Genomic DNA, 26,642 nt, shown 5'->3' with positions numbered 1-26,642 from the left:
TGGAGAAGTCTGTAGGCGTTTTTTTATGTTATTACTTTGTTTTAAAATAGCTTTTTCTTTCTGTCTTACTTTTAAGAGCTAAAGGGTGTATCTTTATTATAGAAATTTACTTAAAGTTAATTATGTAAATGAATTTTAAATAACTCAGTGAGTAGAGTTGTAAACTAAGGTGGTTGTTATGAATAACGTTGATAAAAGTTCAAATCTGCTTTTAGGTAATGATCAGCCAAAGGCACTATGTCATCAAAAAACGCCCGTAGATGAGACTGTGAATACATGGGATTTATTAACGGATGAACAACAACAAGAAATCCTTTCTCATTTGAGTGAGATCCCTTTTCAGTAATTTGCTTGCTTTAATATTTCTCTTCTATTTAGATAGATAATCTAATCCAAAGAGGTTTATTTTGTGACACTTTCTTAACAAAAGTGTCAAATTCATGTCTTTCTCTTTCTAATCCTTTCACTATTCTGCAAACTGTTAACTCGCTTACACTCTCAATAGACCGGATTGTAGTTGGCATACTATTGAGCTAAGTTAATAAAACTATTATAAAAAAATAAATGCAGCGGAGTCAGCAGATTGGATTTGGAGCAATAGTCACGGATGATATCTTACCTACTTAGACGACTTTTATTGGTTGTCCCAACCTTCATTGGTATTACCTTACTTATTTTTGCGTTAACGCGTTTTGTTCCCGGTGGCCCTGTAGAGCGTATGCTTCTGAGCTTACAAATGCAGGGAAGCGCTGAAACGGGTGGAACGAGCAGTGTAACTGATGGAAATAATGCCTTATCAGAAGATCAAATCGCCGAGCTTAATGCGTTTTATGGTTTAGATAAGCCCGTTTTTGAAGCCTATTATGATTGGTTAACAAAATTAGTAGTGCTTGATCTTGGTGAATCGACCCGTTATTACGAACCCGTATGGGATATGATTGCTGAGCGCTTACCTGTTTCTCTCTTTTATGGAGGAATGACCTTTCTACTCAGTTATCTTATTTCCATTCCACTCGGTTATTTAAAAGCGTTAAAGCACGGCTCTATTCTTGATTCCACGTCTTCCATTGCTATTTTTGTTGGTTTTGCTTTGCCGGGCTATGTGATTGGTGTTTTCTTGATTAGCTTATTCAGTTACCAATTAGAATGGTTTCCAATGGGAGGTTTTGTTGGTGATGACTTTGATGATTTCGGCGCTTTTGAACAAATAAAAGACATTATGTGGCATGCCGTATTACCTCTGTTTTGTTATCTCATCGGTGATTTTGCTCTACTTACGATGACGATGAAGAATAACTTAATGGAAAACTTAGCAGCGGATTATGTTCGTACTGCCATTGCTAAAGGGTTGCCATTTAGAAAAGCCGTTCGTAAACACGCCTTACGTAATAGTTTGATCCCTGTTGCGAGTCACTTTGGGAATTCACTGATGTTTTTTATGACGGGTTCATTTCTCATTGAGGTTATTTTCAATATTGATGGTATTGGCTTACTCGGTTACGAAGCGATTATGGAGCGAGATTACCCAGTCGTTATGGGGTTGTTTGCCATTAACGCCATGATGCTGATGCTAGGCAATATTTTATCTGATGTGTGTGTTGCAGTGGTTGATCCACGCGTGAAGTTTGGAGCTTAATTATGACGTCGATATTAAATTTAAGTCCACTGACGCAAAAGAAAGTTCAACGTTTTAAGGCGATAAAACGTGGTTATTGGTCATTTCTTATTTTGTCTTTATTACTGGTACTTTCTATCTTTGCTGAAGTGTTCGTTAATAGCAGAGCGTTATTGGTGAGTTATCAAGGGGAGTGGTATTTTCCAACCTATGGTGACGTAAAATCTGGAGAGACCTTTGGTTTAGATTATGTTCATGAAACCAATTACAGAGAGTTGAAAATTAAGTTTGAACAAGAAGAGCAGGGTAACTTCGTTATTATGCCTATTGTTCCATGGAATCCTTATGAACAAGATTTTTCAGGGGATTTTCCTCCTACAGAGCCCAGTCTTGAAGGTCAGCATTATTTAGGCACAGATACGATTGGTCGAGATATTGTGTCGCGATTGGTTTATGGCTTTCGAATTGCCATGGGATTCGCCTTAATTACCTTGGCAATATCTTACGCAATTGGCGTATCTGTTGGTTGTGCGATGGGGTTCTTTGGTGGCAAGTTCGATCTGTTTTTCCAACGCTTTATTGAGATTTGGTCTATGGTGCCTTTCTTATATGTCATCATGATATTGGTATCAATTATGAAGCCCAGCTTTATGTTGTTTACCTTAATTAATGTCATGTTTGGCTGGATGGGAATGACATGGTATATGCGAACCATGACCTATAAAGAAAAGGCTCGTGAATACGTAATGGCAGCCAAAGCCCTAGGTGCGTCCAATAGTCGAATTTTATTCCATCATATTTTGCCAAATACCATGGTTATGATTGTTACTTTAGCGCCATTTACTATTGTCGCAAATATCACCGCTCTTACTGCTTTGGACTACCTAGGGCTCGGTTTAATGCCACCAACGCCAAGTTGGGGAGAATTATTACAGCAAGGAAAATCAAATTTAGATTCACCATGGATAGCAAGCTCGGTTGTGACTGCGATTGTTACGGTATTAATTATGGTGACCTTTATTGGGGAGGGGATACGTGAAGCCTTCGATCCAAAAAAACACACCCGATACGTTTAAGTATTAACTATTAATCTAGGTTGATGGAAAGCAGGAACCTAGGCCATATCGAAAATAGAGATAATAAAAAGAAAGGAATCGATAATTATGAATAAAAAGCTCACGATATTAGCACTATCTACCGCTGCGTTATTTAGCTCTCACGTATTTTCAGCGGAGCTGCCTGATAATTTACAGTGGCAAACCAATGACACCGCACCCACATTTGCCTCTTCTGAAGCAACCTTTGGAGGTTCATATCGAACCTACACGTTAAGTTTTCCACAAACTTTTCGAACCGTTGGGCCTGACTCTAATGGGGCTTTTAGAGCGTGGATTTTAGAAGCAAATCTACCACCATTGATTAAACACCCTAATACGGGAGAGTGGCTTCCAGGGTTAGCTCAGTCATGGGCGTTTGGTGATGATAATAAGACGGTTTATTTTAAATTAAATCCTAAAGCGACATGGAGTGATGGTAAGCCTGTCACCGCGGATGATTATCAATTTATGCTTAAGTTGATGCGTTCAACAGACATTGTTGCCCCTTGGTATAATGACTTTTTTACCAATGAAATTGCGGACATCATTACCTTTGATAAAAATACGGTAGGTATTGTTTCTGCCAAAGCTCGTAACCGTGATGAATTGATTGAGTACACCAATTTAATGCCTCGACCAGAACATTTTTATGGTAAGCCAAAGGTGGATAAAAATAACGATGGCATTGATGATAAATTTGTTCGTAAATACAACTTCAAGCCAGAGCCTGTCACAGGACCTTACTATATTGATAAAATTAAAAAGGGTAAAAACATTACCTTTAAACACGTAGGTGAAGATTGGTGGGGTTATGAAAATAAGTATAACCAACATCGTTACAACGTAGAAAAAATTAATATCAAGGTGATCCGCGATGCTGATATTGCGCTAAAGCATTTTGAAAAAGGCAATTTAGATTCGTTTGATTTGGTTCGTCCTGACCTTTGGCATGAAAAATCTTCCGGCAAAAACTATCAAAATGGGTACATACAAAAAGCATGGGTGTTTAACCAAGCACCAGTGGGAGCTGGTGGACTATGGTTGAATACGGCAAAACCAATGCTGAACGATATTAATGTTCGTAAAGGCATTATGTATGCGACCGACTTTGACATGATGATAGAGAAAGTCCTTCGTGGGGATTATTCTCGTAAGCCAAATGGAATGGGATTTGGTCATATTGGTTATGACAATACAGAGATTAAAGCGCCTAAGTTTGATGCTAAAAAAGCCATCGAATATTTTGAGCAAGCGGGATTCACTAAGGTCGGCTCTGATGGTATTCGTGTTAATGATAAGGGGGAGCGCCTAAGTTTTGCCGTCACTTATTCTCAGCAATCTTTCACTCCTCGTGTTGCGGTATTAAAAGAGCAGGCAAAATTGGCAGGGCTGGATCTTGAGCTGAATCTTATTGATGGCTCAAGTATGTTTAAATATGTACTTGAGAAAAAGCACGATATCTCTTTCCATAATATGGGCACAGGCGACATTCCTGCCTATTGGGAATATTTCCACTCAGATAATGCCAATAAACCACAAACTAACCATTTCACTAATTTCACCTCTCCAGAGCTAGATAGTTTGATCGACTCATTCAAAAATGAATTTGATATTGAGAAAAAACGAGCGCTTTCTCGCAAGATCCAACAAGTGATTGCGGATGCTAACGTTATTGTACCGGGTTATATGGTGCCATACGCACGTGCAGGTTATTGGCGTTGGATGAAGTTACCTGAAAATATGGCCACTAAACAGACTGGGTATTTATTCCACGGCTGGGGATTCTCTCAAACATTCAGCACCTTCTGGATTGATGAAGCAGCGAAGAAAGAAACCAAAGCCGCAATGAAATCAGGCAAAACCTTTGAGCCTGTGACCATCATTGATGACACTTACAAATTATAAGTTTAACTAAGTAACGTAAAGGCTAGGAGAGGGATCTCCTAGTGACAACATACTAATAAAAACAGTGAAGATGCATATGGATAGAAAGATTGTTTTATCAGTAGAAGATCTAGTGACTGAGTTTCAAACTGATGATGGCACAGTAAGAGTGTTAGATGGTGTTAGCTTTCAAGTACCAAAAGGAAAAACCATTGGTATTGTTGGTGAATCAGGGTGTGGGAAAAGTGTCACATCGATGTCTATTATGGGGTTATTACCTAAGCCGTATGGCAATGTAGTCGGGGGGCGAATTTTATATAATGAGACGGATTTGGTTCAGCTAAGTCCTGATAAATTATATGAAATGCGTGGTAATCGTATCTCCATGATCTTCCAAGATCCAATGACGGCACTTAACCCCGTGCATACCATAGGAAAGCAGATTAACGAAGTATTAGAACTTCACCGTCCTGATTTAGATAAAAAACAGCGCCTCGCCTATTCTTTAGAGATGTTAGAAAAAGTAGGCATCCCATCACCGGAATCTCGGATTCATGAGTACCCCCATAATTTGTCTGGTGGTATGCGTCAGCGTGTCATGATCGCCATTGCCCTCGCATGTGAACCTGACATTTTAATTTGTGATGAGCCAACGACAGCGTTAGATGTCACCATTCAGGCGCAGATTTTAGAGTTAATGAAAAAGCTGCAAGATGAAACGGGCATGTCGATTATTTTTATTACTCATGATCTTGGCGTGGTGGCTGAGATCTGTGATGAAGTTGTCGTGATGTATGCAGGGAGAGTGGCAGAACAAGCGGGTATTTTTGAATTGTTTGATAATCCAAAGCACCCATACACGCAAGGCCTGATGTCTTCTATGCCGAGTTTAAGTTTGCAGCCAAAAACAGAACTTGAAACCATTCAGGGAACCGTTCCTTCATTACATGAAATGCCAACAGGTTGTCGATTTTCAACACGCTGTAAATACAAGCAAGACATATGTAACACTGAGGTGCCAATCATGAGTGAAGTAGGTTTATTGCATCAGGTAAGTTGCCATTTTACTCATGAATTAATTGCCAGTAATGAGGTGGTTAAATGAGTGAATTATTAAAAATTGATGGTCTTAAGCAGTATTTTTATTCAGGAAAAGGGATCTTTAATAAGGGATATGTAGTTCATGCGGTTGATGGGGTTTCACTGAGTGTTAATAAAGGTGAAACGCTTGGGCTTGTCGGGGAATCTGGTTGTGGGAAAAGTACATTAGGTCGTAGCCTTCTGAAGTTATTTGAACCAACAGCAGGGCGTATATACTTTGAAGGTCATGATATTACAGATCTTGGCAATAAAGAGATGCGGTCACTTCGCCAAGACATGCAGATTATTTTTCAAGATCCTACTGAATCTCTGAACCCAAGACACACGATAGAGATGATTCTAGAAGAGCCTTTTGTTATTCACGGAGTGGGGACAGTTGAGGAGCGTAAACAATGGGTGGAAGATTTGCTGATTAAAGTCGGTTTACCTGCGAGTGCAGCAACGCGTTATCCTCATGAGTTCTCGGGTGGTCAAAAGCAAAGAATTGGTATCGCAAGAGCCATAGCGTTAAAACCAAAATTAATAGTGTGTGATGAATCAGTGTCTGCATTGGATGTGTCAGTTCAAGCTCAGATAGTGAATTTATTATTAGACTTACAAAAAGAGATGAACTTAGCGTTGATTTTTATTGCTCATGATTTATCAGTTGTGAAGCACATCTCTGACAAAGTAGCAGTCATGTACTTAGGTAAAATTGTTGAATATGGTGATTCGGAAACCTTATATCACTCGCCAAAGCACCCTTATACTGAAGCGCTACTGTCTGCGATACCTGTTGCTCATCCTAGATTTAGAGGAAAGGAGCGGATTATTTTAAAAGGAGATGTTCCTTCGCCTATTAATCCTCCCAAAGGATGTCGATTTTCAACTCGTTGCCCAAAAGCAGAGGCAGAATGCTTCACTAAAGAACCGATAAGGCACGAACTTTCTGATAATGGGCATGAAGTGGCTTGCCATTTATATAGATAATACCAATCTACATAAGTATTTGATCATTCTTGCTTGTTAAAATCGATTATATCTGCGTTATAAATTTTGTAATTAGATCCACTAGTTACTGTAATTTATGCCTTGCTCTAATCGATTTTTCCTACGCAATTATCTGAACAAAGACTTATCCAGAATGGTATAAATATCTTTTTTGAAACATCTGTATTTGCTTGTTTTATCCTATAGTTAATAAAAAAGAATGAGAGAAAATCATGAAAAAATTATTGGCTTTTACGGCCCTAGGATTACTTGCTGGTTGTTCATCTACAATGCCTGATATGGGAACTGCGCAACCAGTTAACTATCAGTGCGATGGTGGTAAAAATTTTCAGATAACGTTTAATGAAGACAAAGCATTACTGCAACTTCCTAAAGAAGATTATGCTTTAAAGCGTGCCGTATCAGCATCAGGAATGAAGTATATTTCAGATGATGGAATGCCTGATATTAGCGCTGCGATAGTATTTCACGGAAAAGGGGATGAAGCTCGGCTGGATTTAGGTCGTGTAGTTTTAAAGAATTGTACGGTGATTAAATAAGTAAAGAAAAGGCGATGCTATTAATAACGCATCGCCTTTTTTCATTCAATGTGATGGTTAGGCACTACGTCCCATAAGTCACAATGTATCTATTAGGTTTATGGTTCATTGCAAGGACGATATTTAATACCACGGCACCAAGAACAGAGACAATCAATAACCAAGGGGTTATAAAGAAGAAGGAGGCACTTAGGATACAGAAATCGATCGCCATTTGAACTTTACCTACCGATATTCCAAACTTCTCTTGAATGAACAGGCAAAGGACATTAAAACCACCTAAACTAGAACGATGCCTAAATAAAATAAGCATACCTAATCCCATTAATAAACCACCCGCGACGGCGCAATAAATATCATTAATGTGATCCACTGAGATCATCATATTCAAATGATCCGTCATGATAGAGACAAGGCCACCAGAGATTAAACTGGTTAATGCAAACTGTTTCCCAAATCGTTGCCAAGCCAGAGCATAGAATGGCAAGTTACAAGTGAAATATAAAATACCAAAACTAAGACCGCTCATTTGGCTCAATAATAGCGCCAATCCAGTGGTGCCCCCAGTTAAGAGTTGAGCGGCTTGCAAAAAGAAAATACCTTGGGAGACTAAGAAAGTGCCTGTCAGAATAGCAATGACATCTTCCTTGTGAGTGTGTTTAATTTTTTCCATAACGACAGGGTCTGTTCTTGTACCAATAAAATAATGGTCGCAAGAATAGTAGGATTATAAATTTATGCAATCGATTGTCGGTAAATATAAGAGAAGATTTGTAGTAAAGCCTTTACATAGTGTAAAGCAAATTATTGACACATATTGAATCCCATTCATGTTGATAATGAGGAATCCTCAACAAAAATCATAAAGAAATATGTAATTTAGGGTATCTGATCTAGATCAAATTATGTAGAATACATCGCAGTTAAGACTAGTGACGTAATCGTTTGCGTCATTGGGCTATTTTTGGGTTTTATATTTATCTGAGTCAGGAGATACAGATGCTTAAGCGTGATATGAACATTGCAGATTACGATGCAGACTTGTTTGCAGCAATCCAGGAAGAAACAGTACGTCAAGAAGAGCATATCGAACTGATTGCTTCTGAAAACTACACTAGCCCACGAGTGATGGAAGCTCAAGGTTCACAATTAACAAACAAATACGCAGAAGGTTACCCTGGTAAGCGTTACTACGGTGGTTGTGAGTTCGTTGATAAAGTGGAAACACTAGCTATTAATCGTGCGTGTGAATTGTTTGGTGCAGAGTACGCAAACGTACAACCGCACTCAGGCTCTCAAGCAAACAATGCAGTTTACATGGCGCTTCTAAATGCTGGTGATACAGTTTTAGGCATGAGCCTTGCTCACGGTGGTCACTTAACTCATGGTTCTCCAGTAAACTTCTCAGGTAAGCTTTACAACATCATTCCTTACGGCATTGATGAAGCTGGCCAAATTGATTACGAAGAAATGGAAGCACTAGCAGTAGAACATAAACCTAAGATGATCATTGGTGGTTTTTCTGCTTACTCTCAAGTATGTGATTGGGCGCGTATGCGTGAAATCGCAGACAAAGTTGGCGCTTACTTTTTCGTAGATATGGCTCACGTAGCGGGTCTTATTGCTGCTGGTGTTTACCCTAACCCAGTACCACACGCTCACGTAGTGACAACAACGACTCATAAAACACTTGCTGGTCCTCGTGGTGGTCTTATTCTTTCTAACGAAGGCGAAGATCTTTATAAGAAACTAAACTCAGCAGTATTCCCTGGCGGCCAAGGTGGCCCTCTAATGCATGTTATCGCTGGTAAAGCGGTTGCATTTAAAGAAGCACTAGAGCCAGAGTTTAAAGAATACCAAGCACGCGTTGTTGCTAACGCAAAAGCAATGGTTGCCGAGTTCCTAGCACGTGGTTACAACATCGTTTCAGGTTCTACAGAGAACCACCTGTTCCTAGTTGATTTAATCGACAAAGACATTACAGGTAAAGAAGCGGATGCTGCATTAGGTTCAGCTAACATTACGGTTAACAAGAACTCTGTACCAAATGACCCACGTAGCCCGTTTGTTACTTCTGGTATCCGTGTTGGTTCTCCTTCTATCACTCGTCGCGGTTTCTCAGAAGCTGATGCGAAAGAACTTGCTGGCTGGATGTGTGACATTCTAGACAACATGGGTGATGAGTCTGTTATCGAAGCGACAAAAGCAAAAGTGTTAGAGATCTGTAAGCGTCTACCTGTATACGCTTAATACTTTTTCTCAAGACTAAATTTTAAAGGCTAGCCTGTTATGGGCTAGTCTTTTTTATTGAGAATTTAGAATAATAAGAGTGAAATAAAGTACAGATAATTCATCGTGTCTGTAGGAAAATATTTCCAATACATGATTTTAATTCTATTTCTGTATTATTTTTGAGAATCGGTAAAAATAATTGTGGTATGTTTCGATCTCAGTGAACTGAACGTTTAGTTTCAGCACTTCTAAAAGGTTGAATCATGAGTAAAAAATTATTGTTAGCATCATTGATATCAATGGCGCTTGCTGGCTGTAATCAAGAAAGTATAGATATAGGATCTTCGAGACCAGACGTTGATACCGGCCCTGGAACTGGAGGCGGTGGAACCCCAGGGGTTAAATACATAGGTATCTTATCTTTAGATGGTATTAATGTTTTTGGTAAATCAGTTAAATGTAATGATCAACCGGCAAGCGGCTTTGAATTTGTAGCAAGTGATTCTATTTCTTGTTACGTCGATGATTTATTGATTGCAACGTATCCTTCAGGAAGTATAAATCTAGTAACGAAAGCACTAGATACTAGATATTTACAGCTAACTTTAGCTGATGAATATAAGGATAACTCGAATAAAAAAACGAACATAATAACGCTAATCCAAAATATGGCGGTTACTCGTCATAGCCAAATTGATTTTGATTTTACGCTATTGGAACGCGCTCGCTTTGAACGATTACTCAACGACATTAATATGGAGTCTGAGGCGTTTGAGCAGGAAGTCATTAATGAAACGGCAGGGTCGCTAGCGGATAAAGTACCAAGTACACATATACCAAATATTGAACCAGAAATTACGGTTAGTGATAAGCCTGGATTTGTCTCTGTTAATGCAGAGAAAAGTTTGCAATATACCCCAACTGAAACGATTTTAACGAAAGCCGTATTGCAAGATGCTTCGGGTAAACCAGTTGAAGGTATCGCCTATTTTAGTGCGTCGGCTCGTGGAAAAACGAATGAGAATGGTGAGTTTGAATTTGTTTGGGGAGAGGCGGTTAGTTTTGGTATTGATACGTTTGAACTTGGCTCTGTTCGTGGTAATAAAACTGTATTTAAAGTGACCGATTTAGGTGAAGAGCAAAGAGGGCGTAATGCCGAAGCGCTTATTGAGCGTTATCGTAATCCTTTATCATCACACTTGAAATTATCAGAGAAAACAGAAGCAGTATTTGCTCAGTACCCTAATGTGATTAATGAGATTATCTCGCTTTCTTTAAATGATAAAGATGCAGAGTTAAACCTTGGTGGAGCTACGGGGGATCAACCAGCGACAGGAATAAAACCAGCAGAATTTAAAACACAATTTACATTAGGACAAGCGTTTGAAATCGATAAAGCGATTTGTGGGCAATCGTGTGATGCAGATGCGTTTGGTTATATCCATAATACACGTAATGTCGCTGCTGAAATGGGATCAATCCAAGCGGATATCAACAAGCTATGGGGTGTAACTCAAGGTTGGGAACCAGTAGAGCGTTTTCATGTATTTCATGACAGCACTAATTTTTATGGCAGTACGGGGCACGCTCGTGGCCAAGCGGCAGTCAATATTGCCAATACCGCTTTTCCTGTGATGATGGCTCGTAATGATAATAATTATTGGTTGAAATTTGGTGATAAAAAAGCATGGGATGAAAAAGGCCTAGCTTATATTACAGAAGCACCTTCTACGGTCACTCCAGATAATGTTGGAGCGAGTACAGCAACGTTTAATTTGCCTTTTGTGAGTATTGGTGAACTAGGTAAAGGCAAAGTGATGGTCATGGGTAACGCTCGCTACAATAGCGTACTTGTGTGCCCAAATGGTTATAGCTGGAATGGTTCGGTGAATGCTGAAGGTCAGTGCAGTGTCACCACCGACAGTGATGATATGACGCATTTCTTCCAAAATACATTGCGTTATTTAACCAATAAAACCGTTGCAGAGAAGATAGCTGTAGGCACGAATATCCCACACGTGTATTTTAAGCGTCATGGACAAGTGATAGGGAGCTCAGCACCTTATCAATTAGCGCCAGTATTTAATGCGACGACAGAGCAGCTTTCTTCTTTTGATAATATTGATCCTGAATCGATGCCTCTTTTGTTGATTAATGCTTATGAGTATGTAGGTAATGATGTCGATAACGCTTATCAATTGCCGATGAGTGCTGATCTTAATAAACCGAAACTGAATGTCGATGATATTACGGCATTGATTGAATACGTAACAAAAGGCGGTAGCGTTTTAGTTATGGAAACAATTAATGAAAACAATAATATAGGCCATATTGCTCGTTTGTTTGATAGTGCTGGATTGGCATTTGGGATGAATAACTCAGTCGTATCTAATGGCAATGGGCCGAGTGGTGGTTATCCTGATCGCGTTCGTTCTCATCAAGAATACGGTTCTTGGGTTATTGAGCGTTATGCTGCGGTGAGTGAGGGGGCCGGTGCCCCACCTAAGTTACCTTACACGATTAAGGAAGATGGAACCGTTGTTTGGGATTTTATTCTTAATAATAAACCGGATGATAAGCCTAAATTAGAAGTCGTCAGTTGGAATGAAATGAATGATAAAGGTGAGATTGAGAAACAATTAGCCTTTATCAATGAAGCTGATCACTTTGAGAAAAATGATAAAAATGAATGGATTATCGGATCGGATGGTCTTCCTATTATCAACCAAGCCTCATTGAACGCGGCTAAAAATCGCATTCTTGAGCAATTTAAAGTGAATGGTAAGTTTAGTTATCAAGAATGTACCAACTCAACGTATCACTATGAAATAAACTGTTTAGAGTATCGACCTGGCAACGGCATCCCACTAACGGGGGGGATGTATATTCCTGCTTATACGGAACTCAATTTAGGTGAAGCGGAAGCTCAAGCCATGGTGAAAGCCGCCAATCTTGGTGTGAATATAGAAAGTTTGTATCAACATGAGCGCTATTTTAGAACGGAAGGCGCAGAAGGTGTGCGTTTAAGCAGTGTTGACGTGAATCGTATTTATCAAAATATGACTGTATGGCTATGGAATAACTTAGCGTACCGTTACGAAAGTGCCGCCGATGATGAATTGGGCTTTGAGCGATTTACACAATTCTTGAATTGCTATACGAGTGATAAGGCCCTAGGTAATACAACTTGCCCGGACGATGTAAAAGCAACATTGTCTCGTTTAAATATGGTTTATGGTTCTGATAAGGGGGTGTATTCAGGAAAAATGAATCCTAGTTACCCTTTGAACTATATGGAAAAGCCTTTAACTCGTTTAATGCTTGGTCGTTCTTTTTGGGACTACGATGTTAAAGTTGATATTCGACAGTTCCCTGGTGAGCCTTCTGGGTCCCAAGGTGGTGATACCTTAACGTTAGATATGAGAAATTATAGTGCGGCTTGGTACGCGGGTAATCGCCAACCAACGGGTCAATGGGCTGTTGCTCATCAACCATTTACAGTATCAGTATTTGGTAATGAACAACCAGTTACTTTTTCAATCGCATTACACGATGATTTAACTGGTCGAGAAAAGCATGAATTAAGCTTGAAGCGTCCACCAAGAATGACAAAGAGCTTTACTCTTGATTCGGGGTCTCATGAGTTTACAGTACCTTATGGTGGTTTAATTTATGTTCAAGGTGGTGGTTCTAAAGAAGTAACTATTACGTTATCAAATACAGTTGATGCTCCACTATATGATGTGACAAACACTGAAAATAATGGCTGGATAAATCCAATCAATTCACCAGCACCAATTGGAGAAGTGGTATCGAATAGCTTTGTATATACTGCACCAAAATTGAATTTGAATGCAGAACGTTATGAAGGGAAGCTTGATGTTTTTGCTAATGAGTTAGATATCTTCTCAGAAGATCTTAATGATTTTTATGCGAGAAATGAGACCGCATCGGATTCAAAAAACCGTAAAGCAACCGATGTAAGTATGCCAAATAATCGCCACCATTTTGTCAATGATGTGGCCATTAGTATTGGTGCCGCACACTCTGGCTACCCTGTAATGAACGACAGCTTTAATGTTCAACGTCGTAACTTAAGCACAACGCCGCTTAATGATTGGCTGCTTTGGCATGAAGTTGGACACAATGCGGCAGAAGCGCCTTTTACTGTCGCGGGTGCAACTGAAGTAGCAAATAATATCTTAGCTCTGTATATGCAAGATAAGCATCTAGGTAAAATGGAGCGTGTTGTTAACGATATCCAATTAATGCCAGAGTTTATTGAATCTGAAAAAGGACACGTTTGGGGTGCTGGTGGTGCTGGAGAGCGTTTAGTTATGTTCGCTCAATTAAAAGAGTGGGCTGAAACAGAGTTTGATATAAATGATTGGTATGAGGGGAGAGTTCCTGCATATTACGAAACCTCAATAACGGGTATGAAAGGCTGGAATTTATTTAAGTTGATGCATCGTCTAACGCGTAATGAATCTGAATTAGACCTAAATTTAAAGGGTACTAATTACTGTTATAATCAGAACTTAGAAAAAAGCGACGCATTGATGTTATGTGCATCTTATGCTGCTCAAACTGATTTAACAGAATTTTTTAGCGCTTGGAACCCAGGTGTTGTTGCTCAAATACTACCAGGACAAGAACAACCAATATATGAAGGTGGAGTGTCTCCATTTGGGAAAACTGCAGTTAGTAATTTGAAGTTGCCAATGCCACAAAGAGATCCTTTGAAAATTAGTGAAGTAACCGTTCGCTCATTACAATAGTTACTTTTAAATATAAAAAGCCCCCGAACCATTAAGGTTCGGGGGCTTTTTGTTACCTGTAAGTAAATAAAATAAAAACTTACTTATTAATATTAATCAACGCGCCAGATTTACATTGGAAAGTATAGTAACGGCTTGTTTCATTAAACTTACCTAGACCTTCTCCAGTACAGTAATCAACGTTAATATCACGCATGATATCTAGTGTCTTTTGGCTATTTAGTTGGAACTTAGAACCATCGCTACATACGATACGAACACGGCCATCATCACTCACTGAATATACTTTCACTTCAGTATTACATAGCTCAAAAGAGGCATCTTGATAATTGTCTTGTTGTTTTGGTGCACTGCTACAGCCAGCTAAAACTAGTGCAAATACACACGCTAAACTGATTTTTTTCATTGTGATGATTCCCTTAATCTGCATTATCTTATAAATATATCGTGTCTACTTAATGAATGCGAGTTTCAATCCAATAAATCAGAGCTAAACCTTAATGGTATTAATTTGAGATGTGAGCTCTGCCATTGTTTGCTCTATAAGCTGCATCTCACTATCAAGATGTTGAATAAGCTCATTGGTTCCATTTGCTAATGAAGCTAAATCATCAATATCAGTATTTACAGCATTAGCCGTTTCTGATTGTTCTAATGTCGCAGCTGAAATGCTGGTATTAAAATTATCGATCTCAGAAACAGCAGAGTGTAATGAATCAATAAATGTAGTTGAGGCGTTTACGCTATCTTGAGTTTTGGTACTTAACGCTTTGCTTTCGTCCATTAATACAAATGACTGCTTAGCGCTGCTACCAATGGTATCTAATAACTGACGGATATCCGTTGTTGCTTCTTGACTACGTTGAGCTAATTTTCGAACTTCATCCGCAACTACGGCAAAGCCTCGCCCTTGCTCTCCAGCTCGAGCTGCTTCTATCGCAGCATTAAGAGCCAATAAGTTTGTTTGTTCTGAGACTGCTGTAATGGTGTCTAAAATTTCAGATACGTTTAATGTCTGTTGTTCAAGATGCTCAACATGTTCATGAGTATTTACGATGCTGTGATGTAAATCATTAACAATTTTAGTCGTGTTTATTGTGTGACTTTGACACTTTGTTGCATTGTTTGCAGCTTCTGTTGTCGTTTCATGAGCGCTATTTGTAACCCCAGCAATTTCTGAGCTTGTTTGCGCCATTTCGGTCATTGCTGTTGCAATAGTATCGCAATGAGTGAATGTTCTTTGGCTTGATAGTTTTGCTTTTTTTAGGAGTTCACTTAGCTGGCTTAGTTCATGTTGTGTTTGAGATGCTACTGTATGTGCTGTTCGAAGCGGCAAAGAAATGCTTTCAATTAATGAGTTAATGTTTTTAGCAATGTGGTCAAATTCATTTTCATTATTATCTTCAAGCGTTAACGTTAGGTTCTTTGTGGCTGAAATTTCATTAATCCTTTGACTAAATGAAGTCATACGTTGGCCAATAGATCGTGAAGTAAAGAAGCTTATCATTGCAATAGGAAGAATAAGCAGCACAGCAATCGCAATATAGATTAGGCGATTAAATTTCGCTTGGGCCATGTTCTCGTTAGCTTTAGTATTCAATACTTGAGATATATTATCTGTAATTCCTTTAATTAACCCGATACGTTGAGTTGCGATACTAAACCAATCGCTTGCATTAGGGCCATTAAGTGAGGATAAATTATCTTTTTGAGATAAATAAGTTAGTTGAATATCAGAAACTTGTTTCCATGTATTAGAGCGAGTTACTGAAGCTAGCAAATCAACAAAATGAGAAGAAAGCACTGAGTTGGCTTGACGAATCGCAAGAGACTCTGTTGAAAGGTAGTTATTAATGTTTGCATAAGTATCTAAACTGGATTGTTTGCCAGCAAAGGCCCCATTTAATGCTCCTCGAGTTTTTCCTGCTTCTTCCTTTACTTGTAGGAGAGCTGATAAGCCTAGCATTTCGTTACGTAAATCTTGAGAGTCGATACTCCCAATGATTACAGAGATAGAATCAAGAGAGAGTTGATTTAATGTGGAGTAATAAACAAAAGGAGAGTCAGTAATAGACTGTCTATCAACTTGAGAACGAATGTTACCTTTATGGTTTAATTGCTGAATGATGTCTGAAAGAACAAGGTCTACCACTTGTTTATCTAAAAACTCAGGATTAAATGTACGAAGTGCTTGTTCTGCGTTATCTGATTTTTTACGCTGGGCAATTAACTTATCTTTTCCTGAATTTCCTTTAGAGGCCAGAAACCCTGCCGTTAATCCTCGTTCAACTGCAAAGTTATGAGCCAGATCGTCAAGAGAGTTAAAAAGAGTGACAGCTTCTAATGAAAAGTTAGCGTTATAGACATTACTGTTTTCCTGATTAAATAATTGAATTAAAAAGGCAGAAATAATTAGTGTTGGTAATAACGATATAAGTAATAAGCGGTATTTGATACTTTTTAAAATAGAGAACGTCACAAATAGCCTTAAAAAGAAAGTAGGAGTGTATTAGGATATCGGCACTGCTTATGGTTACTTTAGGTAAATCAATATTTGTAACTCATTGCTTAAGCACGTGAGCATAGGCACAGTTCTGCTTTTCTTGTACACTAAATAAAAAAGAATAGGAGGCAACTTATGCATTGTCCATTTTGTAGCGCAACAGACACGAAAGTCATCGATTCACGATTAGTTTCCGATGGGCATCAAGTTCGTCGTCGCCGACAGTGTTTGGCGTGCAGTGAGCGATTTACTACTTTTGAATCGGCGGAATTAGTGATGCCAAAAGTGATTAAATCGAATGGTAATCGCGAACCATTCGACGAAGATAAATTATCTGGTGGTCTATATCGTTCGTTAGAGAAGCGACCAGTGAGTGCCGATTTAGTTGAGTTATCATTAAATACCATTAAGTCACAATTACGAGCAACAGGTGAGCGAGAAGTGCCTTCAGATATGATCGGTAACCTTGTAATGGACCAATTAAAAGAACTCGATAAAGTGGCTTATATACGTTTTGCTTCTGTCTATCGTAGTTTTGAAGACATTAAAGAGTTCGGTGAAGAAATCGCAAAATTAGAGAAATAACATGAAATTTACCTCCCAAGATCACCAAATGATGCAAAGAGCCATTTCATTGGCAAAACAAGGTATTTATACCACTGCACCAAACCCAAACGTAGGGTGTGTATTGGTAAAAAATGGACAGATTATTGGTGAGGGGGCGCATTTAAAAGCGGGTGAGCCACACGCTGAAGTACATGCACTGCGTCAGGCTGGTAAAGATGCCGAAAATGCCACTGCGTATGTGACATTAGAGCCTTGTTCACATTATGGAAGAACCCCACCTTGTGCTGAAGGTTTAATAAAAGCGGGTGTTACCAAGGTTATTTGCGCAATGGTTGACCCTAATCCTCAAGTTGCAGGACGCGGCTTAGCAATGTTAAATGAGGCTGGTATTGAAACGGCGTCAGGCTTATTAGAAGCCGATGCAAGAGCCTTAAATCCTTCCTTTTTACAACGTATGGAAACGGGAAAGCCATTTGTTCAATTAAAAATGGCAGCGAGTTTAGATGGTAAAACCGCATTAGAAAATGGGGTAAGCCAATGGATAACATCAAAAGAAGCAAGACAAGATGTTCAACGCTACCGAGCGCAAGCGGGGGCGATTTTATCCACTTCAAAAACCGTAGTAGAAGATAATGCTTCTCTAAATGTTCGCTGGGAAGAACTCCCTATATCAATTCAGAAATCTTATCAAAAAGACACAGTAAGACAGCCTCTTCGTATTATTCTCGATCGCCAGCATCAATTGACGCCTGACTTGAAGTTATTTATGACCGAGGGAGAGGTTGTTACTGCTTCTTCTCAATATACTCATCCTATAACATCACAAGATAATCATTTGCATTGTAATGTTACTGAAGATGGTCAACTCAACTTATCTGAAATCATTGATAAAGTAGCAAAGGCTCATAATGTTAATCATATTTGGGTTGAAGCGGGCGCAACATTAGCAGCAAGCATGATAAAAGCGGATCTTGTGGACGAACTGATTATTTATCTCGCGCCTAAGTTAATGGGCGCTGATGGACGCAGTTTATTAAATCTAGTTGGATTAAAAGCAATGTCTGAAGCGATAGAGTTAGATATTACGGATGTTCGAATGGTCGGAAAAGACATTCGTATTACAGCAAAAATATTAAGGTAACAGATGTTTACAGGAATTATTGAGTCAATAGGAACACTTCAGGCAATCACTCCAAAAGGTGAGGATATTAGTGTTACCGTCAATGTTGGTAAGTTAGACATGGGCGATGTAAAGCTTGGAGATAGCATTGCCACCAACGGTGTGTGCTTAACGGTTGTTGCGATGACAGAGCATACCTATACTGCTGATTTATCGTTAGAGACTTTAAAACGTACCGGTTTTGTTGATTACAAAGCGGGCGATAAAGTCAATCTTGAAAAAGCCATGTTACCAACGACTCGCTTTGGTGGTCATATTGTCTCTGGCCATGTTGATGCAGTTGGTGAAATTATTGAACGTCATCAAACAGGTCGAGCGGTTGAGTTTTGGATCCAATTACCACAAAGTTTAGCAAAGTATGTGGTAGAAAAAGGGTCGATTACGGTTGATGGCATTAGCTTAACAGTGAACGATTTACGTAAAAATGCATTTAAGCTGACGATCGTTCCTCATACGGCAGCAGAAACAACCATGGATAACTTCTCTGTAGGACAAAAAGTGAACTTAGAAGTCGATGTTATCGCTCGTTATTTAGAAAGACTTGTGATCGGACAGAAAGAAGAGCAACCTGAGTCTTCTGTTACGATGGATCTTTTGGCAAAATCAGGTTTCTTAAAATAACCACTTAACCTAACTTAATATATTAAAGGTATTTCACATGGCAATTAGCTCAGCAAAAGACATTATTGAAGATATTCGTTTAGGTAAGATGGTTATCCTAATGGATGATGAAGATCGTGAAAATGAAGGCGATTTGATCATTGCTGCAGAAAAAATCACACCAGAAGCTATTAATTTCATGGCAACACACGGTCGTGGTTTAATTTGTCTTACTATGACGAAAGGTCGTTGTGAAAAGCTGGGTCTTCCACCAATGGTACAAGACAATAACGCACAGTTTACGACTAACTTTACTGTGTCTATTGAAGCAGCTGAAGGCGTAACTACAGGTATTTCAGCAGCCGATCGTTCTCGTACAGTAGAAGCCGCTGTTGCTAAAAATGCGGTTGCCGCAGATTTAGTTCAGCCGGGTCATATTTTCCCGTTAGCAGCTCAAGAAGGTGGCGTATTAACTCGTGCTGGCCATACTGAGGCGGGTTGTGATTTAGCTCGTTTAGCTGGCTTTGAACCTGCAGGTGTTATTGTTGAAATCTTAAATGATGACGGAACAATGGCTCGTCGCCCAGATTTAGAAGTTTTTTCTGAAAAGCACGATATTAAGTTAGGTACCATTGCCGATTTAATTGAATACCGTAATGATAATGAAACCACAATTGAGCGCGTTGCGGAGTGTAAGTTACCAACAGAGTTTGGTGACTTTGAGTTAGTGACTTATCGTGACACCATTGATAACCAACTTCATTATGCAATGAAAAAAGAGAATGTATCAGATAACGCGCCTTTGGTTCGCGTTCATCTACAAGATACCTTTACAGATATCCTTCATTCTGATCGCTGTTCTGAGCGCAGTTGGACATTACCAACAGCAATGCAGCGTATTGCAAATGAAGGTGGCGTGTTGGTTATCTTAGGTAATGAAGAATCAGCAGATAGCATTGTTCATAAAATCAAAGTATTAGAACGACAAGATAGTGGTGAAGCGCCAACAATGGCGAAAAAGCAAGGCACTTCTCGCCGTGTCGGTGTTGGGTCTCAAATCCTAGCTGATTTAGGGATCTCTGACATGCGTTTACTATCGTCGTCTTCAAAGCGTTACCATTCATTATCAGGCTTTGGCCTTAATGTGGTTGAATACGTATCAAAATAAAGGCTCCCATGGGCTCTATTGAGTAAATAGAGCCCAAATAATTAGATATTTGTCACAAAGCTGTGATAGAATTCGCCGATTCTCACTATGATATATAGTTGAAAATAGTTACCCAGTTTAATTGGAATAATATAGATACAGGAAGGCTTATGAACGTAATTGAAGGCGGCGTTGCTGCTCCTAATGCGAAAATTGCAATTGTCATTTCTCGCTTTAATAGCTTTATTAATGAAAGTTTACTTTCTGGCGCTATTGATACTTTAACGCGTTTTGGTCAAGTATCTGAAGAAAACATCACTGTTGTTCGCTGCCCTGGCGCTGTAGAATTACCATTAGTTGCTCAACGAGTAGCTAAAACAGCAAAATATGATGCTATTGTTTCATTGGGTTCTGTTATTCGTGGTGGTACACCACATTTTGACTATGTATGTAGTGAATGCAATAAGGGTCTAGCACAAGTATCTCTGGAGTATAGTATTCCAGTGGCGTTTGGTGTTTTGACTGTTGATACTATCGATCAAGCAATCGAGCGCGCCGGTACCAAGGCTGGTAATAAAGGGGCAGAGGCTGCACTAAGCGCACTCGAAATGATTAATGTTCTGTCTCAAATCGAATCCTAATGGGGGTTAGTGTGAAACCAGCCGCACGTCGTAATGCACGTCAATTTGCGCTTCAAGCAATCTATTCATGGCAATTAAGCAAAGAAAATATTGCTGATATTGAAGAGCAGTTTTTAACTGCAGAGAAGTATGATGAAGAAGAGCATCATGCAAAAGAGCCTAAGCTACAAGCCCCAGAGACAGATGTAGCGTATTTCCGCGATCTTTTCTCAGGTGTTGCTCTTAACCACATTAAGTTAGACGGTAAAATGCGTCCATACTTATCTCGTCCACTTCAAGATCTTGACCAAATGGAACTTGCGTTATTACGTATGTCTATTTACGAGATGATGAACCGTGATGACGTACCATACAAAGTTGTTATCAATGAAGCGATTGAACTTGCAAAAGTATTCGCAGCAGAAGATAGCCACAAATTTGTAAACGGTGTATTAGATAAAGCGGCTCCGACGTTACGTAAAAAATAAGTTGGAAGTAGCATACTAATTAATTGTAAAGGTCAGCCTAGTTGCTGGCCTTTTTTATAACTAAAAACTGAATGCATAAACAATGAGTAGTGAATTTAATTTAATAGATCGATTCTTTGTTCAAAACAATGTTTCTAGAAGTGATGTTGACTTAGGTATTGGTGATGATTGCGCTTTGGTTTCAGTACCTGAAGGTTATCAAGTTGCGATTACAACAGATACCCTAGCGGCGGGAACGCATTTTTTAATCGATGCAGATCCTGTTAAGGTTGGATATAAAGCACTGGCTTCTAATTTAAGTGATTTGGCGGCAATGGGAGCAAAACCAACCTGGGTTTCTCTCGCATTAACGTTACCTAAGCCTGATGAGAAGTGGCTAGAAGGATTTTGCGAAGGTTTCTTTGGCCTGGCAAAACAACATAATGTTCAACTCATTGGCGGTGATACAACCAAAGGTCCGTTAAGTATTACGATTACAGTGCAAGGTCTTGTACCAAGAGGAGAGGGGTTAACTCGTAAAGGTGCAAAGGTAGGAGATGATATTTACGTTACAGGATTTATAGGAGACAGTGCTGCTGGTCTTGAGATATTGCTTGATACAAATAAGCAAATAAAAACACAACTAGAGCAAGAACTAGAGCATAGACATTATTATTCAAACCCCAAAGTCCAATTAGCACAAAAAATTCGTCATCTCTGTCACTCTGCATTAGATATTTCTGATGGGCTTATTTCAGATTTAGGTCATATACTTAAACAGTCAAATGTATCTGCTAAAATACAGGTTAATGCCTTACCAATTAGTGATGAACTTCTGGCATTTTATTCTCATGACATTGATAAGTGTTTGAAAACGGCATTAGTAAGTGGAGAGGAGTATGAACTTTGTTTCACTGCACCAAAAGAGAATAGAGAAGCGATTAAACAAATATCTTTTCTTTTAAATCATGATGTTAGTATAATTGGTGAAATCTCGGAAGGCCCATTTACCACTTTAGAGAATAATGTGAAATTACGTAAAGATTCCATCTCATTAGATTGGGTTCTTTATGGCTACGATCATTTTAGGAATTAATCATGACAAATCCTTTAGCATTAATTAGTTTAAAAAATCCGTGGCATCTTCTGGCTACAGGGTTTGGTAGTGGTTTAGCGCCAGTGATCCCAGGAACCATGGGAACGCTAGCTGCAATCCCATTTTATCTATTGCTAGCACAACTTCCTTTTTCTCTATTTGTGGTCGCAGTTATTGTTTCTGCAGTAATAGGAATTAAAATTTGTGACATTACTTCATCAGACATGAAGGTGCACGATCACGGTTCAATTGTATGGGATGAATTCGTTGGTCTTTGGATAACGATGAGTATTGTTCCCTACTTAAATATATCGGTAACTGACTGGAAATGGTTACTAACAGGGTTTATTTTATTTCGATTTTTCGACATGGTAAAACCTTGGCCAATTGGATGGCTAGATAGCAAAGTTCATGGCGGCTTTGGCATCATGCTAGATGATATTGTCGCTGGATTTATGGCTCTAATTAGCCTTTGGTTAATAGGTAAATATTCTGGTTGGTTATAAATGGTTACATTCAAGGCAAAATACTGTTCATTATTATTCGTATTGGCAACTTTTTTAAGTTATTCCAAATCAGTATTTTCAGATCCTGTGTTGGTCGGTTACTGGGGCTATAATGAGTATTTAACAAAATATCCTAAAGAAAAAGCACTCACATTGTCATTGGCTGATACCGTAAAGGAAGCGCCCATTCCACTTTCTGTGCAACAAGATAAACCTGTTAAAATTTCATTTATTTATCCTGGAGAGCAAGCCTCTGACTATTGGAAGCGTAACTTAATCGCTTTTGAGGCTCGCTTACAGGCATTAAATATAGATTATGAATTAACGCCAGTATCAACCCGATTGAATGTAGACTTTAAAGAGCAGAGCTGTTCTTTATATAATGCGATTGAGCAAAAATCGGATTATCTTATTTTTACCCTTAGTACGGCTCGCCATCGTAAATTCATTGAACATGTATTACAGAACCCTGAAACCAAAATTATTCTGCAAAATATTACAACACCCGTAAAAGCATGGCATGACACTCAACCACTATTATATGCGGGTTTTGATCATGTTATAGGAACTCGTTTATTAGCCAAATATTTTCAAACTAAGTTTCCTAACGGCGCTAAATATGGAATGTTATATTATTCTTATGGTTATTTAAGTACAGCTAGAGGGGATGTATTCGTTCAATCGATGGATAATAATAAGTACACGTTAACGTCTTCTTTTTATACTGATGCGACAGAAGAAAGTGCTTATAAGGCAACGAAAAATATAGTGAATGACAACCCTGATATTGATTTTATTTATGCTTCTTCTACCGATATTGCTCTTGGTGCACTAGATGCCTTAGATGAGAATATGAATGTTCAACCTGTGCTTAATGGTTGGGGTGGTGGCTCGCTCGAATTAATAGCTATCGAGCAGGGTAAACTCGATGCCACAGTCATGAGAATGAACGATGATATTGGCGTTGCCATGGCTGAAGCAATTAAATTAGATCTTGAAGGCAAGCAAGTTCCTACTGTGTACTCTGGTGATTTTGAAATGGTAACATCAGAGACAAGCACAGAAGAATTAGAGAAGCTAAAGCAGAGAGCTTTCCGTTATTCAGGCGTGGACTTCGAGCATGAGTAAAGGAAATGTTTTGAAAAAAGCATCGTTAGCTGATCTTATCTTTCGAGCTATTTTCGTTATATTTTCTATTTTAACGGTAGGTATAACAATTCATACCTACCAGCTTAGCATTAATACAATTAATGAAGAGGTTAAGCGAAACTTACAACAAACCTCTAGTTTAGTAACTAATTTTTTAAATCATCGTTTAGCCATATTGCAAATAAGGCAAGATACGGATGCGGGCAGTTTGGGGTTACAAGATGGTGAAAATACAGACCGTATTCGAAGCCTTGAGCATTATTTCTCAGATATAGAGGCAAGATCACCATATAACTCACCAGACTTTCGTTTTATTGAGGTAGATAATACTCTTTATTGGAATGATGGAAATAATCTTTTTCTTGGTTTAGGAGAGCAAGACCTCCAAGGTATACTAGATAAAAATATTCATATTAATACTTGGTATTATATGATGATCGATAAGGCGTTACCTAATGCTCATATTTTAATTAGAAAAACACCGATTGTAGTCTCTTCTACTGGTAAGGTAAGAGGATATTTATACAATGCGGCAATATTAAATAATAATATTTCTTTTGTTCATAATTTAAAAACGGTAAGCAATAGCCAAGAAGTGTTGATTGTTAATAATAAAAACATTATCGCTTCAAGTATAAAAAAAGAAACAGAAGAATATAATAGAATTAAAAAAGTAATTAACGAATCTGATTTACTATCACCAAATAAAATTATAAATGCTACAGATATAGAGGTTAAATCATTAAATGGGAAACTATCTATATTAACTTTGAAAAATAAAAAGAATATAGAAATGCTGGAGCAGCGATTCATTTATAGTGTTGTCCTTTCATTTTTTGTTCTTATCGCTATCGCTGTATTAATTAGAGGTCTGTTTGAGCATAAAATAGTATTAGCACTTAATTCATTGCTAAAATATGCAGATGATGTTTCGAAAAAAAATTCGGATACCCAATATCATGGCAGTGGAATTCTTGAGTTTGATAATATCGGGCATAAATTAGAAGAAACCTTTATTGAATTAATTGAAGCAAAAGAAGAAAGTTATAAAGCTCAAGCCGCTGCTGAAAAATCCACACAAGTAAAATCAGATTTCTTAGCTCGAATGAGTCATGAAATACGCACACCTTTAAATGGTATCCTTGGGATTTCTAGTTTATTAAAACAAAGTGATTTAACCGTTGAACAAAGAAAGCAAATAGCAATACTTCACCAGGGAGGTGAACACCTTCTTGCTGTGTTAAATGATGTGCTTGACTTTTCTCAAATAGAACAAGATAAACTCAATATATCGTGCGAACCATTCAAATTGAGTGACGTATTAGAAACAATTAACGCAATATATACACCTCTTTGTTGTGAGAAGGGAATCGATTTTATTATCCATAATAAAATCGATGAAAATGCATTAATCAATTCAGATCAGGTGAGGCTAACTCAAATATTATTCAACTTATTAAGTAATGCTGTTAAGTTTACTGAGTTTGGTAATGTTAAATTGACGCTTTCTTTAAAAACAAAGAATGACCAAATTATCCTTTATATTGATGTGGCAGATACCGGAATAGGTATGGACCGAAAGGAACAAGCGTTAATATTTGAGCCCTTCATTCAAGCGGAATCAACAGAAATAAGACGAGTTGGTGGTAGTGGGTTAGGGTTAGCCATTGTAAAGCAGTTGTTAAATTTATTGAATGGAAAAATTAGTGTCCAAAGCAAATCTGGTGGAGGCTCTGTTTTTTATGTACAAGTCCCTGTTGCTGTTATTGAAACAGTAGATACAAGCATTGAGGGCCAAAGTAATACTTACGAATCTTTGTTGCCAACAGGTTTAAATGTACTTTTGATTGAAGATAATAAGTCTAATGCTTATATCGCTAAGGCTTATTGTCAAAAATATGGTTTAAGTGTGGATTGGCAAATTTCTGCTCAGAATGGTATTAATCAACTCTTGGAGAGGTCGTTTGATCTTATTCTTATGGATAATCAGATGCCAGGGATGAGTGGTATTGAGGCAACAAAATATATTCGTGATGTATTAAAATTGAATACACCTATTTATGCGTATACGGCTGATGTATTAAAAGAGTCTAATGAGGAGTTCTTAATGGCTGGAGCTAATTATATAATTACGAAGCCAATAAAAGAAAAGTCTATTTTAGATGCTTTGGTTTTTTATAAGCTTCAGTGTAGAAATTAGCTGCGTTTAATTCGAACTACTTTCATTATTTCTATTTCAAAACCCGCTAGTATTTCTACGCTTGGGTAATAAGTAAGGTTTACTTTTGAACCCTTGAGTGATTGATAGGGTTTTGTTCGGTTAAATTTGAATGGAACATTACAGTTTTCAATCATAATGGTATGCTGCACCCATTCTCCAATATCACGCTGAGTATGGGATGTAACTTTTACATCAACACTGTGCGTAAGTTGTTGGTGTTTATTAAGCATTTTATCTACGTCTGATTTCATTATGTTGACCATACAATTAATCGTAGGGTGATAATGAAAGATAAATGAACGACAGTCAATAACACAAGGAAATCTTATGTCTAAGAAATATATTGCCTT

The 26,642-nt window shown here is 38.3% G+C and carries 23 protein-coding genes; 19 read left to right on the top strand and 4 right to left on the bottom strand.

The features are described 5' to 3' along the window. The first annotated feature begins 178 nt into the window (after positions 1-178). From PVK63_RS16135 to PVK63_RS16105, 7 genes are all read left to right on the top strand, one after another. The gene (locus tag PVK63_RS16135) at positions 179-346 is read left to right on the top strand and encodes a hypothetical protein (protein ID WP_130047218.1); all 168 of its coding nucleotides are present in this window, start codon (positions 179-181) and stop codon (positions 344-346) included. Between the two features lie 261 nt (positions 347-607). Further along, positions 608-1,636, top strand: coding sequence for an ABC transporter permease subunit (locus PVK63_RS16130; protein ID WP_130044718.1), 1,029 nt, complete (start codon positions 608-610; stop codon positions 1,634-1,636). 11 nt (positions 1,637-1,647) lie between these two features. Then, the gene (locus PVK63_RS16125) at positions 1,648-2,691 is read left to right on the top strand and encodes an ABC transporter permease (RefSeq protein WP_207215690.1); all 1,044 of its coding nucleotides are present in this window, start codon (positions 1,648-1,650) and stop codon (positions 2,689-2,691) included. Between the two features lie 87 nt (positions 2,692-2,778). After that, positions 2,779-4,617 carry an extracellular solute-binding protein gene (locus tag PVK63_RS16120; protein ID WP_165371239.1) on the top strand — a complete coding sequence of 613 codons (1,839 nt, stop codon included), beginning with the start codon at positions 2,779-2,781 and terminating at the stop codon, positions 4,615-4,617. 76 nt (positions 4,618-4,693) lie between these two features. Beyond that, entirely contained in the window at positions 4,694-5,701 is a 1,008-nt protein-coding gene (locus tag PVK63_RS16115) for an ABC transporter ATP-binding protein (protein ID WP_130088110.1), read from the top strand. Next, positions 5,698-6,666 carry an ABC transporter ATP-binding protein gene (locus PVK63_RS16110; RefSeq protein ID WP_130088111.1) on the top strand — a complete coding sequence of 323 codons (969 nt, stop codon included), beginning with the start codon at positions 5,698-5,700 and terminating at the stop codon, positions 6,664-6,666. The genes PVK63_RS16115 and PVK63_RS16110 overlap by 4 nt, the downstream gene beginning before the upstream one ends. Positions 6,667-6,899: 233 nt before the next feature. Continuing rightward, positions 6,900-7,226 carry an MliC family protein gene (locus PVK63_RS16105; protein WP_130088112.1) on the top strand — a complete coding sequence of 109 codons (327 nt, stop codon included), beginning with the start codon at positions 6,900-6,902 and terminating at the stop codon, positions 7,224-7,226. Between the two features lie 64 nt (positions 7,227-7,290). On the opposite strand, the gene PVK63_RS16100 is transcribed toward PVK63_RS16105, so the two are convergent. After that, on the bottom strand, positions 7,291-7,899 hold the full coding sequence (locus tag PVK63_RS16100) for a YitT family protein (protein ID WP_130047212.1): 609 nt from the start codon (positions 7,897-7,899) through the stop codon (positions 7,291-7,293). A gap of 326 nt (positions 7,900-8,225) precedes the next feature. Here PVK63_RS16100 and glyA point away from each other — a divergent pair, with 326 nt between their 5' ends. Both glyA and PVK63_RS16090 read left to right on the top strand, forming a co-directional pair. Then, complete coding sequence (gene glyA / locus PVK63_RS16095; protein ID WP_130047211.1) at positions 8,226-9,476, top strand: serine hydroxymethyltransferase; 1,251 nt, start codon at positions 8,226-8,228, stop codon at positions 9,474-9,476. 245 nt (positions 9,477-9,721) lie between these two features. Further along, a complete protein-coding gene (locus PVK63_RS16090) occupies positions 9,722-14,236 on the top strand; it encodes an SslE/AcfD family lipoprotein zinc metalloprotease (RefSeq protein WP_274440740.1) in 4,515 nt (1,504 codons plus the stop codon). Positions 14,237-14,315: 79 nt separating this feature from the next. Here PVK63_RS16090 and PVK63_RS16085 read toward each other — a convergent pair whose 3' ends face one another. Both PVK63_RS16085 and PVK63_RS16080 read right to left on the bottom strand, forming a co-directional pair. Continuing rightward, complete coding sequence (locus PVK63_RS16085; protein WP_130044728.1) at positions 14,316-14,642, bottom strand: hypothetical protein; 327 nt, start codon at positions 14,640-14,642, stop codon at positions 14,316-14,318. An 84-nt stretch (positions 14,643-14,726) separates the two neighbouring features. Next, positions 14,727-16,715 carry a methyl-accepting chemotaxis protein gene (locus PVK63_RS16080; RefSeq protein WP_130088114.1) on the bottom strand — a complete coding sequence of 663 codons (1,989 nt, stop codon included), beginning with the start codon at positions 16,713-16,715 and terminating at the stop codon, positions 14,727-14,729. A 159-nt stretch (positions 16,716-16,874) separates the two neighbouring features. Here PVK63_RS16080 and nrdR point away from each other — a divergent pair, with 159 nt between their 5' ends. The 10 genes from nrdR (at position 16,875) to PVK63_RS16030 (ending at position 26,271) form a co-directional block, all read left to right on the top strand. After that, positions 16,875-17,324 (top strand): transcriptional regulator NrdR, encoded by a 450-nt coding sequence (gene nrdR / locus PVK63_RS16075; protein WP_130044730.1) that lies wholly within the window; start codon positions 16,875-16,877, stop codon positions 17,322-17,324. A 1-nt stretch (position 17,325) separates the two neighbouring features. After that, complete coding sequence (gene ribD, locus PVK63_RS16070) at positions 17,326-18,447, top strand: bifunctional diaminohydroxyphosphoribosylaminopyrimidine deaminase/5-amino-6-(5-phosphoribosylamino)uracil reductase RibD (protein WP_130088115.1); 1,122 nt, start codon at positions 17,326-17,328, stop codon at positions 18,445-18,447. Between the two features lie 3 nt (positions 18,448-18,450). Continuing rightward, entirely contained in the window at positions 18,451-19,107 is a 657-nt protein-coding gene (locus tag PVK63_RS16065) for a riboflavin synthase (protein ID WP_130047208.1), read from the top strand. 37 nt (positions 19,108-19,144) lie between these two features. Further along, positions 19,145-20,254, top strand: a complete 1,110-nt coding sequence (ribBA, locus tag PVK63_RS16060; protein WP_130088116.1) for a bifunctional 3,4-dihydroxy-2-butanone-4-phosphate synthase/GTP cyclohydrolase II — start codon at positions 19,145-19,147, stop codon at positions 20,252-20,254. A gap of 149 nt (positions 20,255-20,403) precedes the next feature. Next, positions 20,404-20,874, top strand: a complete 471-nt coding sequence (gene ribH, locus PVK63_RS16055) for a 6,7-dimethyl-8-ribityllumazine synthase (RefSeq protein ID WP_122035847.1) — start codon at positions 20,404-20,406, stop codon at positions 20,872-20,874. Beyond that, on the top strand, positions 20,874-21,341 hold the full coding sequence (gene nusB, locus PVK63_RS16050) for a transcription antitermination factor NusB (RefSeq protein WP_105054205.1): 468 nt from the start codon (positions 20,874-20,876) through the stop codon (positions 21,339-21,341). Before ribH ends, nusB begins: the two co-directional genes overlap by 1 nt. Before the next feature lie 82 nt (positions 21,342-21,423). Next, positions 21,424-22,416, top strand: coding sequence for a thiamine-phosphate kinase (gene thiL / locus PVK63_RS16045; RefSeq protein WP_130088117.1), 993 nt, complete (start codon positions 21,424-21,426; stop codon positions 22,414-22,416). 2 nt (positions 22,417-22,418) lie between these two features. Beyond that, a complete protein-coding gene (gene pgpA / locus PVK63_RS16040; protein ID WP_130088118.1) occupies positions 22,419-22,922 on the top strand; it encodes a phosphatidylglycerophosphatase A in 504 nt (167 codons plus the stop codon). After that, positions 22,923-24,050 (top strand): substrate-binding domain-containing protein, encoded by a 1,128-nt coding sequence (locus tag PVK63_RS16035; protein ID WP_130047204.1) that lies wholly within the window; start codon positions 22,923-22,925, stop codon positions 24,048-24,050. After that, positions 24,043-26,271, top strand: a complete 2,229-nt coding sequence (locus tag PVK63_RS16030) for a LuxQ periplasmic sensor domain-containing protein (RefSeq protein WP_130088119.1) — start codon at positions 24,043-24,045, stop codon at positions 26,269-26,271. Before PVK63_RS16035 ends, PVK63_RS16030 begins: the two co-directional genes overlap by 8 nt. Here PVK63_RS16030 and PVK63_RS16025 read toward each other — a convergent pair. Next, positions 26,268-26,543, bottom strand: coding sequence for a hypothetical protein (locus PVK63_RS16025; protein ID WP_165371240.1), 276 nt, complete (start codon positions 26,541-26,543; stop codon positions 26,268-26,270). The genes PVK63_RS16030 and PVK63_RS16025 overlap by 4 nt on opposite strands. Positions 26,544-26,642 lie beyond the last annotated feature (99 nt).

This window comes from Aliivibrio sp. S2TY2 (assembly GCF_028765525.1).
GTDB classification, from domain to species: Bacteria; Pseudomonadota; Gammaproteobacteria; order Enterobacterales; family Vibrionaceae; genus Aliivibrio; species Aliivibrio finisterrensis_A.
This window is presented reverse-complemented; position numbering and strand designations above follow the sequence as displayed.